The sequence below is a fragment of the Flavobacterium sp. LS1R10 genome, from assembly GCF_003968825.1.
GTDB lineage: Bacteria > Bacteroidota > Bacteroidia > Flavobacteriales > Flavobacteriaceae > Flavobacterium.
Window position 1 is genome coordinate 59,989 of record NZ_RYDH01000007.1, and the last position, 12,444, is coordinate 72,432.

At 34.5% G+C, this 12,444-nt stretch carries 12 protein-coding genes; 4 read left to right on the top strand and 8 right to left on the bottom strand.

What is annotated here, in order from left to right; translation table 11 throughout:
• Window positions 1-360: 360 nt before the first annotated feature.
• Window positions 361-807, bottom strand: a complete 447-nt coding sequence (locus EKL96_RS12185; RefSeq protein WP_126462796.1) for a tellurite resistance TerB family protein — start codon at window positions 805-807, stop codon at window positions 361-363.
• 400 nt (window positions 808-1,207) lie between these two features.
• Here EKL96_RS12185 and katG point away from each other — a divergent pair, with 400 nt between their 5' ends.
• On the top strand, window positions 1,208-3,460 hold the full coding sequence (gene katG, locus EKL96_RS12190) for a catalase/peroxidase HPI (protein WP_126462799.1): 2,253 nt from the start codon (window positions 1,208-1,210) through the stop codon (window positions 3,458-3,460).
• 77 nt (window positions 3,461-3,537) lie between these two features.
• Here the strand turns inward: katG and EKL96_RS12195 are convergent, their stop codons facing one another.
• From EKL96_RS12195 to glyA, 7 genes are all read right to left on the bottom strand, one after another.
• Complete coding sequence (locus tag EKL96_RS12195; protein WP_126462804.1) at window positions 3,538-3,966, bottom strand: DoxX family protein; 429 nt, start codon at window positions 3,964-3,966, stop codon at window positions 3,538-3,540.
• A gap of 319 nt (window positions 3,967-4,285) precedes the next feature.
• Window positions 4,286-4,783, bottom strand: coding sequence for a GNAT family N-acetyltransferase (locus EKL96_RS12200; RefSeq protein WP_126462807.1), 498 nt, complete (start codon window positions 4,781-4,783; stop codon window positions 4,286-4,288).
• 20 nt (window positions 4,784-4,803) lie between these two features.
• A complete protein-coding gene (locus EKL96_RS12205; RefSeq protein WP_126462809.1) occupies window positions 4,804-6,600 on the bottom strand; it encodes an ATP-binding protein in 1,797 nt (598 codons plus the stop codon).
• A gap of 10 nt (window positions 6,601-6,610) precedes the next feature.
• Window positions 6,611-7,063: a response regulator gene (locus EKL96_RS12210; RefSeq protein ID WP_233579307.1), complete on the bottom strand. Its 453-nt coding sequence runs from the start codon at window positions 7,061-7,063 to the stop codon at window positions 6,611-6,613.
• Window positions 7,064-7,092: 29 nt separating this feature from the next.
• Window positions 7,093-7,653 (bottom strand): helix-turn-helix domain-containing protein, encoded by a 561-nt coding sequence (locus tag EKL96_RS12215; protein ID WP_126462812.1) that lies wholly within the window; start codon window positions 7,651-7,653, stop codon window positions 7,093-7,095.
• 196 nt (window positions 7,654-7,849) lie between these two features.
• On the bottom strand, window positions 7,850-8,443 hold the full coding sequence (locus EKL96_RS12220; RefSeq protein WP_126462815.1) for a tRNA-(ms[2]io[6]A)-hydroxylase: 594 nt from the start codon (window positions 8,441-8,443) through the stop codon (window positions 7,850-7,852).
• A gap of 124 nt (window positions 8,444-8,567) precedes the next feature.
• The gene (glyA, locus tag EKL96_RS12225) at window positions 8,568-9,842 is read right to left on the bottom strand and encodes a serine hydroxymethyltransferase (RefSeq protein WP_126462818.1); all 1,275 of its coding nucleotides are present in this window, start codon (window positions 9,840-9,842) and stop codon (window positions 8,568-8,570) included.
• Between the two features lie 109 nt (window positions 9,843-9,951).
• On the opposite strand from glyA, the gene fahA reads away from it, so the two are divergent.
• The 3 genes from fahA to EKL96_RS14650 all read left to right on the top strand — a co-directional run bounded on the left by fahA (window position 9,952) and on the right by EKL96_RS14650 (window position 12,068).
• Window positions 9,952-11,235, top strand: a complete 1,284-nt coding sequence (gene fahA / locus EKL96_RS12230) for a fumarylacetoacetase (protein WP_126462821.1) — start codon at window positions 9,952-9,954, stop codon at window positions 11,233-11,235.
• A 219-nt stretch (window positions 11,236-11,454) separates the two neighbouring features.
• Window positions 11,455-11,754, top strand: coding sequence for a hypothetical protein (locus EKL96_RS14645; protein ID WP_317125146.1), 300 nt, complete (start codon window positions 11,455-11,457; stop codon window positions 11,752-11,754).
• 125 nt (window positions 11,755-11,879) lie between these two features.
• Complete coding sequence (locus EKL96_RS14650) at window positions 11,880-12,068, top strand: hypothetical protein (protein ID WP_143392182.1); 189 nt, start codon at window positions 11,880-11,882, stop codon at window positions 12,066-12,068.
• Window positions 12,069-12,444: the final 376 nt, after the last annotated feature.

The following is a 12,444-nucleotide window of genomic DNA, read 5'->3' on the forward strand; positions in this document are numbered from 1 at the left end:
CCCACTATGATTAATGTAACTAGACAACTGATCAAATTGAGTACAACATTAGGGATAAACTTCAGTCTGGGATGCGTGATTATGGGTTCCCTATGAAGTTTTTTGTGAATACTTTCCTTTGCTATTTTGATTTTCTTTTTGATGGTCAATAGTTTTTTTTAAAACAACAGTCGCGAATAATTCTTGTTGTTTTTGGTTCCGTAATTACAGTATTCTAAAGTACATAATAAATTCAACATAAATAACGCATCAAACCAAAAAAGAGTATTGCAATTCAAAATACTCTTCTAATTGTTAGTCTTACAAAATCAGTGTAGATCAAACCTCTTTTATATTATGACACGGTTTACATTGGCCTGTTTATATCTCTTTGTTATTTCCTTTATTTTTCAAGAATATCACTTCAATTATTTTACTGGTCATTGCTGCCTTTATTTGGAGTCGATTAGACAATACTTCAATTATGTTTTTTTCTTCCTTCTCCAATTTTCCATCCGCAAGTAGTACTTCTAATGCAAGTGCAAAAACGGTTTCTTTATCTTCTTTCTGGATCCATTCACAACAGGCAGAAAGATATTTTAATTGCCCCATTTCAATTCTTAAAGTATAGGATTTTGCATAAAGAGGCGCAATATCGATTCCTATAAATTGTTCTTTAGAATGCAATACTCTTGATAATGCTGCTGTTTCCGAATCAGTAATTTGATTGTCCGCAGAAATGCAAGAATATAAAATTCCAACCCAAGCTTCATGAGCTGATACTATCGGATTTTGATCCTTACTTTTTTTATCGTCAAATAAACTCATTTTTTTGTTTTTTGGATTAAAGTTACAGCTAACAGCACCAAGGATGGCTTAGTTTGGGATTAAATTATCATTTATTTTTTAGTTCGCACTAAATTTATCAGTATAAGAAGTGTTATCTCAATTGAGATATTCCATAACCACCTTTGCTATTCCATTTCCTTTATTTAAACATAAATCAGAACTAAAAAAAAGTGGAGCCCAATTCTAGTAAACTAGTGCACTTAAAACCAAAAGAATACCAAGACACAAATGCAGATGACTTTTTAATTGATTATTCTTAATAAATTGATAAATTCAGAATTAATGACAACCACTATAGTTTTTATCTATTAAAAATTAATTTAGGAAAAGTAATTTGTATGTAACTTTGCTTTAAAGAAAATAAAAAACAAATCATACTATGGAAAATAACACAAACCCGAGCTCCAAATCTTACGATGTCAACGGAGAAAACAAATGTCCATTTAATCATGGTGCGAGTGCTGGTACTCCTGCAAAGCATGGTGCTGGTTCAGCTTCCTCAAATCGAGACTGGTGGCCAAATCAGTTAAAATTAAACATTTTACGCCAACACTCTGAACTGTCAAACCCAATGGGGGATTCGTTCAATTATGCGGAAGAGTTCAAGTCTTTAGATTATGCTGCCTTAAAGCAAGATATTATGGATTTATTGAATACTTCACAAGATTGGTGGCCGGCAGATTATGGTTTTTACGGAGGATTCTTTATTAGAATGGCATGGCATAGTGCAGGAACTTATCGTATTGCTGATGGACGCGGTGGTTCTGGAGCTGGTACACAACGATTTGCACCACTAAACAGTTGGCCTGATAATGCGAATCTAGACAAGGCTCGTTTGTTACTATGGCCCATCAAACAAAAATATGGCAGAAAAATTTCTTGGGCTGATTTATTAATTTTAAGTGGTAACTGTGCATTTGAATCCGCAGGATTTAAAACTTTCGGTTTTGCTGGAGGTCGTGAGGATGTTTGGGAACCAAATGAAGATATTTATTGGGGTTCAGAACGGGAATGGTTAGGTGACAATCGTTACAATGAAGAACGCGAATTAGAACAACCGCTAGCCGCAGTTCAAATGGGATTAATCTATGTAAATCCAGAAGGGCCTAATGGAAATCCAGATCCAGTATTGGCCGCTCATGATATTCGTGAAACGTTTGCTCGTATGGCAATGAATGATGAAGAAACCGTAGCGTTAAGTGCCGGTGGACATACATTAGGTAAAACCCACGGTGCTGCAGATCCAAATAAATATGTAGGACGAGAACCGGCTTCAGCCCCTATTGAGGAGCAAAGTAAAGGCTGGAAAAACAGCTTCGGTACCGGAAATGCAGGGGATACAATAACCAGCGGTCTTGAAGGAGCATGGACAACAACACCTGCAAAATGGAGTAATAACTATTTTGAAAATCTCTTTGGATACGAATGGGAATTGACCAAAAGTCCAGCTGGTGCCCATCAGTGGAAACCAAAAGGGGATGCAGGCGCTGGCACGGTGCCAGATGCTCATGATCCTTCCAAAAGTCATCAACCGTTTATGCTGACTACAGATCTTTCATTACGTTTTGATCCTGCTTATGAAAAAATATCAAGACGCTTTCTAGAAAATCCGGCAGAATTTAATGATGTATTTGCCAGAGCATGGTTCAAGCTTACTCACAGAGATATGGGACCAAAAGTACGCTATCTGGGACCAGAAGTTCCTGCTGAAGAACTAATTTGGCAAGATCCAATTCCTGCGGTTACACATCCATTGGTTAATGATCAAGATATAGTTAACCTTAAAACTATTATTCTTGCTTCAGGATTGTCTGTTTCAGAATTAGTTTCAACTGCGTGGGCATCTGCCTCTACTTTCCGTGGTTCTGACAAACGTGGGGGAGCTAATGGGGGTCGCATTCGTCTTGCTCCACAAAAAGACTGGAAAGTGAACAACCCAGCACAACTGGAAAAAGTGCTTAACAAACTTGAGAATATCAAAAAAGAGTTCAATAGTGCTCAATCTGATAGTAAACAAGTTTCAATTGCTGATTTAATTGTTTTAGGTGGTAGTGCAGCGATAGAGAAAGCGACATCAATAGCAGGTCAAACTATCTCAGTACCATTTACACCTGGACGTACAGATGCATCACAAGAACAAACAGATATAGAATCATTTGACGTTCTTGAGCCTCAAGCAGATGGTTTCCGTAACTATGTTAAAACAAAATATACGATATCAGCAGAAGAAATGCTGATTGACAAAGCGCAATTATTGACCTTAACAGCTCCAGAAATGACTGTTCTTGTAGGCGGTATGCGTGCATTAAATTCAAACTTCGATCAGTCTCAAAATGGTGTTTTCACGAAACATCCAGAAACCCTTACAAACGATTTCTTTGTAAACCTACTTGATTTAAGTACCACCTGGAAAGCAGTTTCTGAGTCAGATGACGCATTCGTAGGAAGTGATCGTACAACAGGCGGATTGAAGTGGATAGGAACTCGTGTAGATCTTATTTTTGGTTCTAATACGGAACTAAGAGCCATAGCTGAAGTTTACGGGTATAAAAACGGTCAAGAAAAATTTGTAAAGGACTTTGTAGCAGCATGGACTAAGGTGATGAACCTAGACCGTTTTGACTTACTTTAATTTAGATTTTATAATTTGTTTAAAAAGGTGGTCTGGCAACAGACCATCTTTTTTTATTTGTAATTGGATTTACAAGTTCATTCATTCTTCATCAAAGCTTTATCCACAGACCAAAATCCACTCCCTTTTATTAGTAAATAAAAACTACCTAAAAGCATTGCCCAATCAGTTCTGCTACCATGAAGCAGTTCCCAAAATCCGTTTTCTAAATAAACATCTGATTTTGTTGTTGCAAATGCTACTAGCATAACTATAAGTAAAGGAATACTTGCTAAGCGCGAACACAACCCAATTAAAAGTAAGACGCCACAAATAATTTCAAATGCACCAACAAAACTTCCTAATAAATCAGGTGAAGGCAAACCTATTTTTTCAAATCTCCCAGCTCCGCGAATTGCTGGAAACAAAAACTTTTGAATACCTTCCGATAAAAACACTGCTCCTACTATGAAACGAATGATTATTGTGGTTTTTGAATTGTCTGTATTAATGATTTTTTCTAACATATTATTTTCTTATTGGTGATTCTGTTTGTGGGTGTCTTGATCGTAAAAAAAGGTGCGTTTTCCATTGCATGACATCGGTTACAGTTGATTGTTATATTCTCAAATTCTTTATTAAAGATCAAGGTGTCCTTACTTTGAATACTTTTTTTCATTTCGGGTAAAATAACCGTCAAAAAATGGTCGGCTGATGCTGCTCTTTTGGGACTCCGCTCAAGTCCATTTTTTATGGTGGTGTACTGTCATCTACTTTTATAACTCCGGAAGTATACGCACTCTTCCTAACTTCTCCTGCTGTTGTTCAATAAGCAATTTTTGGTGATTATAGCTTTTTTTCCATTCTGTAGTCTTCCATTTTATACCCGTGCTTTAGTTCAATATCCTCTTCGGAAACAATTTCAAACCCTATTTTTTTATAAAAAGACAATGCGTTGTTGAATTTATTTACGTTCAAAGAGACCGCAACCGAATTATTTTCTCTAGCCAAATTTTCAATTGTATCAATCAATAGCTTCCCTGCTCCTTTTCCTTGTGCTTCTGGAAGCAAATAAATCTTGTGCAGCCGCGTTAGGTTTTGCGCTAAGTAATTATGTGAATAAGAGGCAAAACCAAGGCAAAATTCATCCTGATGTACCAAAAGAAAACGATGTCCTTTTTGGATCAAATTTTCAAGTAATGCGTGTTCTGAATAAAAGAGCTCAAGCATATAGTCAATTTGTTCTTTTGACAATATGGCTCCATAAGTTTGAGGCCAAGTTTTATAGGCAATCTCCTGAATGGTTTTTAAATCTTTCGTAGTAGCTTCTGATATTGTTACCATTCTGTTTTTTAGTAATATAATTAAATCACATCCCCTTTTGGAATAAAAATATAAAATTTAGCCCCTACATTTGGCTTCCCTTTTACTTGTATAAAACCATTGTGGTTGTCTACAATTCTACTGCAAATAGCCAATCCCAACCCGGTTCCTGAATATTTAGAATCAGTTTCCAAACGCTTGAACAAAAGAAATATTTTTTCGGCATATTCCTGTTTAAAACCTATTCCGTTATCAGTAACAACAATCTTATAATACTCGTCTTTATTGCTTATTTTATACTCCCGGACTTCTTTATCCGTAATGTTTTTAGAAGTGATACTTATTTCAGGAGCTGTATCTTCCTTGCTGTATTTAAGTGAATTGGAAATCAAATTAATAAAGAGCTGTTTAATTTGAAAAGGTATTGCAGTAATGGTTGGTAATTTACCTATTTGAATTTCGGCTTTTTTCTCTTCAATATTTGATGATAAATCCTGGAGTATTTCGCCCAAAACTACATTCAAATCCGTTGTTACAAAAACTTTATCGCCTTTTATAGTTCTGGAATAATTGACTAAATCAATTAATAACGTTTGCATTCTGTTAGCTGCCACTCGTACTTTAGAAAAATATTCCTTCCCTTGTCGTGAAATCAAGTCCAATTCTTTTTCTTCCAGTCTGGAAATGAACATTTGAATCTTACGAAGCGGTTCTTGCAAATCATGGCTTACAATGTCATTAAAAGCTTCCAGTTCTGTATTAATATATTTTAGTTCTTTGTTACTTTCTTCTAATTCAAGTGTTTTTTTATATTGATTAGTGATATCATAATTTACCCCAATTTTTATTAAATCTCCTTTTCCATTAGTAGTAAAACTTCCAACACCCATAATATATTTGATATCGCCGTTTGGTGTTAAAAACCGAAATATCATGGAAGTCGACTGGTGATTTATCAAAGAATCCAGGTGTACTTTAGTTACATATTCTAAATCATCGGGATGTATGTATGGAATCGAATTTTCAATATTAGGTTCGAAAGCTTTAGGCTCAACTCCCATTAAACGGAATAAATTATCTGAAAAAGTATACTTTTTTGTTTCTATATTAACCATCCAATGTCCAAAACCTGCTGTTTTTTCTGCAGCGTTGTAGGATTCGTTTAGTAAATTTAATGCGTCATTTGCTTTTTTAAGTTCGTCAATATCAACATTCATTTTTTGAAAGGAAAGCAATAAAATCAAAAGCGAGAGGATGACTAATAAAAAAGCCGTAATTAAGGAGTCCTGCAATTCAAATTGATGGTTGTCATTTTGAAATTTTGTTTTTCTACTTTCCGAAAATATAATTTCGGTCACAAAGGATTTCATTTCTTCAGTGACTTTACTACTTTCGAGTAACTTTGCATTTAAATCAATCGGGCCGGAATTTTTACTTTTAGCAATAATGTAGGTTTGTCTGAATAACTTAAAGCGGTAATCGATGATTTTTTCGAGCTGTTCAATATCTTTATTTCTCAAAGCGTTATTAGCGGTCAACTCTTTTAACTTTTTGATGCTTTCCTCTATTTTTCCTCTGCTCAAAAACCGATTTTCAATATAGCTATCTTCTTTTGTTATGATATAACTCCGCAAACTCGTTTCGTAAATACTAATAATCGACAAAAGTTTCTCTAATTCGATTTGGGTTTCATTTGAATTTGCAATTAATTCAACTGTTGAATCCAGTTTTTCCATTTGAGAATAAAACATTGAAGCAATATAACAAACCACAACAATTGCAATGGCCAAAGCTATTTTAAAGACCTGAGAATTTTTATATAGTCCTAAAATTTTCATTTATTCTTTTTTATATGCTAAAGAAAAAAGTTTCTATGTTGAGTCCTGAAGAATGAAATTGCCAATTCATGTGTACTACTTCCTTGATTACTTTTTTCAACTTTATAAAGTCATTTGGTTTTTTAATATAAATATTGGCTCCTTTGACAAAAGTATCTTCAATATCTTTCTCTGAGGAAGAAGTAGAATATATTGCAATTGAAACCTCTTTAAATCGGCTGTTGGCTCTAATCTCATTCAAACAATCCAGTCCTGTTTTTCCGGGCATATTCAAATCCAAGAATAAAACATGAGGCAACTTACTTAATGGATTTTCTAAATAATCCATCAGATCTTTACCATCTTTAAACAGCGTTAAATCATTGTTCATTTTGAGTTCTTGCAAAGCTTCACTAAAAAAAGTGCGATCATCTTCGTCATCATCAGCCAGAAGAATATGCATTGAATCTTGGTGTGCAATCATAAAATAGGGAATTATTTTTTAAATTTTATTTATTCTTTGTTTGATAATTTCCTTCTTTTACCTACAATTCTTTTAAACAAGGAAGGAGTTAATCCGGTTACTTTTTTAAATTGCGTAGACAAATAGGCTACACTGCTATAGTTTAACTCATACGAAATCTCCGTTAAAGTCAGTTTCTCTTCAATTATTAATTTTTTTGCTCTTTCAATCTTTTGAATAATAATGAAATTCTCAATAGAGGTATGGGTATATTCTGAAAAAACATTAGTGATATACCCATATCTGAAGTTCAGTTTGTCTGCTAAATATTGAGATATCGTTACGTCCGGAAATTTATCTTTATCGTACACTATTTCTATAATAGCATCTTTAATTTTTTGGATTAATTGTGCTTTTGGATTATTGATAATTTGAATCCCATATTTTTTTAAAACATCCTGAAGTGCGTTCAAACTCTCTTCTGAAATAGCATCCACAATTTCAATTTGCCCTAAGTCTAAAAGTTGATAATTAATCTCTAATTTTTCTAATTGCTCTTGCAATATAGCCCTGCAAGCTATGTTTCCATCATAATTAAAATTGAGCTTCATAGCAATAGATGATCGTTAGAATTAAATTTAAAAACATAAATATAAATCAAAAAATATAAATTTACAGCAAAAAAAATTAGTTTAGAATTAAAACAGCATTCTTTAAAAAGAAATAAAACACAAATTACTGATTACTAGTATAATTACGCGAATATAAATTTATTTAAAATAAAAACACAAACACAGAAAATAGATTTTATCCATGAATTGTTTCTTTATTTCCATAATTTGTTATAACATTCTCCTCAAATTCCAGCCATTCTCTCCATCGTTTTTCAACATCGATTCCTACCCCATATTTACGTGCATAGGTTATAAAAGTGGTATAATGTCCTGCTTCGCTTTCCATTAAATTCCTATAAAAAATAGCTAATTCTTCATCGTTGATATTCTCTGAAAGCACCTTGAAACGCTCACAGCTTCTGGCCTCTATCATAGCTGAAAACAATAACCGTTCCACTAAAGCAGAAATCCTGTTTCCGGTAGCGTTTTTTTTCATGTACAGATACAGTTCATTGACATAATCATCCTTACGCTCGCGTCCCAGCTTTAGGCCGCGTTTAATGATAATATCATGTACTTGCTCAAAATGATCAAGTTCTTCTTTGGCCAAAGCCAATAAATCCTTCACTAGATCCTGATGCTCGGAGTTATTGGTGATTATTGTGATCGCATTTGTGGCTGCTTTCTGTTCGCACCAAGCGTGATCTGTGAGGATTTCCTCGATATTTTTTTCTACAATATTGACCCATCTGGGATCTGTTGGTAATTTTAATCGTAGTACGGACATTTTTTTAGTCTTAAAGTTAGAAAGTCATAAAGTCATAAAGTCGAAAGCCAAAAACTAAGACAGAATATTAAATTCTAATCAAAGACTTTCGACTTTCGACTTTAAAACCTTTAAGACGTATTTTTTAGTATACGAAGATAGCTCTTTCGCTCATCATTTCGTTTACTTTATTGGCTACTTCTTCGATAATATCTTCATCCGTATGGTTCATTAATACCCGGTCTATTAATGCCACAATGGTTTCCATATCTTCCTCAACCAGACCACGAGTGGTAATAGCTGGAGTTCCTACACGAATACCTGAGGTTACAAATGGTGATTTATCATCAAAAGGTACCATGTTTTTATTCACAGTAATTTCTGCTTTTACCAATGCATTTTCAGCATCTTTTCCAGAAATATTTTTATTTCTTAAATCAATTAGCATCATGTGATTGTCCGTGCCGCCAGAAATGATTTCGTACCCTCTTTTTACAAAAGCATCTGCCATTGCATTTGCGTTTTTTTGCAATTGTAACGCATAGGTAAAAAATTCATCTTTCAAAGCTTCGCCAAACGCGACTGCTTTTGCAGCAATAATATGCATTAACGGACCACCTTGATTTCCTGGGAAAACGGCCAAGTCTAATAAGGAAGACATCATTCTGATTTCTCCTTTTGGAGTGGTTAAACCAAATGGATTTTCGAAATCTTTACCCATCAAAATTAATCCTCCACGAGGGCCACGCAATGTTTTGTGAGTTGTAGTAGTTACAATATGGCAATGGGGCAATGGATCATTCATCAAGCCTTTGGCGATAAGCCCGGCAGGGTGAGAAATATCTGCTAATAAAATAGCGCCAACACTATCAGCAATTACTCTGAATCGCTCAAAATCCATATCACGAGAATAAGCCGAAGCGCCTGCGATGATTAGTTTTGGTTGCTCTTTAGTGGCTATTTCTTGAATTTTATCGTAATTTAACCGTCCAGTTTCTTTGTCAACACCATAAAAATACGGAGTATACAAACGTCCCGAGAAATTTACAGGAGAACCATGCGTTAAGTGCCCACCATGAGACAAGTCAAAACCTAAAATTTTATCTCCTGGTTTGATACAAGCGTGGTAAACCGCTGTATTGGCTTGAGAACCAGAATGTGGCTGTACATTTGCATATGCAGCACCAAATAATTCTTTAGCTCGATCAATGGCAATTTGTTCCACAACATCAACTACTTCACAACCGCCGTAGTATCTTTTGCCAGGATACCCTTCAGCATATTTGTTAGTTAAAACAGAACCAGCTGCTTCCATTACTTCATCACTTACGAAGTTTTCCGAAGCGATAAGTTCTAATCCGTGAATTTGTCTTTCTTGTTCTTCCAGAATAAGGTCGAAAATTTGTTCGTCGCGTTGCATTTCTTTGATTTTCGTTAATTTTGATGCAAAAATACAAAAAAACGTTTGGTTAATAGTTAGATTATAATATATTTGATGAGTAATTTTTTAACAAAATAATTAACAAAATATGCCGATAACAGCTAACGATACCAATAGAAAGTCCTGGCTAGAAGTACCATTCAATAGTGATTTTCCCATTCAAAATATTCCTTTTGGTGTTTTTTTAACCAAAGAAAACATCGTAACAGTTGGAACTAGAATTGGAGATTTCGCAATCGATTTGGGTGCTTTACAACAATTAAATTATTTTGAAGGTATAGAACTGACCGATGATATGTTCATGCAGGACACTTTAAATGATTTTATTTCAGACGGCCAAAAAACCTGGCGTTTGGTTCGAAACCGAATTGCTGAAATTTTTGACGAAAAAAATCTGAAATTACAAGATAATACCAAAGACAGAGATATAATCATCTTTGAAATGGAAGATATAGAAATGCAGTTACCCGTATTAATTGGCGATTATACGGATTTTTATTCAAGCAAGGAACACGCTACAAATGTAGGAAAAATGTTTCGCGATCCTGAAAACGCATTATTGCCCAACTGGCTTCACATTCCTGTAGGATATCATGGGCGAAGTTCTACCATTATTCCTTCCGGAATTCCTGTACACAGACCTATGGGACAAACCTTACCTAATGGTGAAACCACACCTGTTTTTGGGCCTTCCCGTTCTGTTGATTTTGAACTGGAAACCGCTTTTATCACTACGGATGTCAATATCATGGGAGAAAATATTGCAGTATCCGAAGCCGAAGATTATATTTTCGGAATGGTTTTATTGAATGACTGGAGTGCTCGCGATATTCAAAAATGGGAATACGTGCCGCTAGGCCCCTTCTTAGCAAAAAACTTTGCCACTTCTATTTCACCCTGGATTGTTACTATGGATGCTTTGGAACCCTTTAGAACAAGAGGACCCAAACAAGAACCGACGCCACTTCCCTATTTGCAACAAAAAGGAAAACATTCTTTTGACATTAATTTAGAAGTAGCCATACAACCTGAAAAATCAGAAGCAACTGTGATTTCACGTTCGAATTTCAAATATATGTATTGGACCATGAGCCAGCAATTAGCACACCATACCTCTAATGGTTGCCGTGTAAATTCTGGCGATATGATGGGCTCTGGCACCATTTCAGGCCCTACACCGGACAGTTACGGTTCCATGTTAGAATTATCATGGGGCGGGAAAAATCCTATAAAACTAAAGGATGGAACTGAACGTAAATTCATCAATGATAATGATACTGTTATTATGAAAGGATATTGTCTAAACGGACAAGTACGCATTGGCTTTGGTGAAGTTTCCAGCAAACTGCTCCCTCCTTTTGTTCGCAAATAAAAAATAAAATACTCCTTCAAAAACCTAACAATTGTACTCTTTTTGTTGGGTTTTTTTATGGCTTTTTTTAAGCATTAAACTAAAAACAAAAAAAAATCCACTTAAAATAAACTGCCGGAACAACACCATTATTTAATACTAAACCACAGGGAAAAAATCACCTTTTTATTCTCCTTTTTTGTACTACTCTCCTCATGTGGCGTAAAGCAAACCCAAAACTTGTTAAGCTCCGAAAATTACGATCAGACAATTGATAATGCGATTTCGAATTTGAATATCAATAAAGACAAAAAAAGCAAGCAGGAATATGTTTATTTGCTGGATGAGGCTGAATTTAAAGGTTCTGATTATGTTTCGGTTTTCACTAAAAACGAAACGAACATGATTATTCCGGTTCGTCTTCAAAATGATTTGTTGGACTTCTGCACATTGGGATTAAACGATAAATGGACTGTTTACCTCAGCAACAAACAAAAAGGAATTGGGTATGATTATGGAATGGCAATCCATTTTAGATAAATTTATATTTCGCCAGAGCAAATTAAAGAAAGATAATTTGTAAAAGAACGCATCATCAAAGACAGTGTCAAAAAACTGATTGATACTAATGGGAAAGAAGTTTTAGACGAAAAAGGAAAGTTGTTATGGTGGATAACCTCAAAACTATAAATGCCACTTACAAAGGAGACCGACTCGCCACTGATGATAATTATTCTTATTTTGACAGAAGTCCAATTCCTTTTCCTAGTAGCGAACAAATGGTTTATGACACTGGAGAAGATTTAAAATCTAAAATTAAAGAAATTATCAACCAAAACAAGTTTAGAAACTGATGTTTTAAAGACTTTACTATTCGATAAACGCCTTGATACTTATGCCTGTAAATGCGTTTTTCTTGGATTAAAAAAAACAACAATCTATTAAAACTTTGTTACAAAAGATAAAAGTAGCGTTGTGTTATAAAAATATGTGTACTTTTGTATCAATGAATACAATAAGTGTACATATAACTTCTTTGTCACGGAAAAACAGACCTTCTACTTCTCCCGAAGTACGGATGCTATCGATATAGTACCCAAAAGCTGTTTCGTATCTTTATTCATTTTATTTTTTTGTTTTGAAATTACCGCTATTTTTCACTGGATCAATCTATCCACAAATTAAAACTAAGGCATCATTAGTGCACTTTAATTCATTTTATTGTACTGC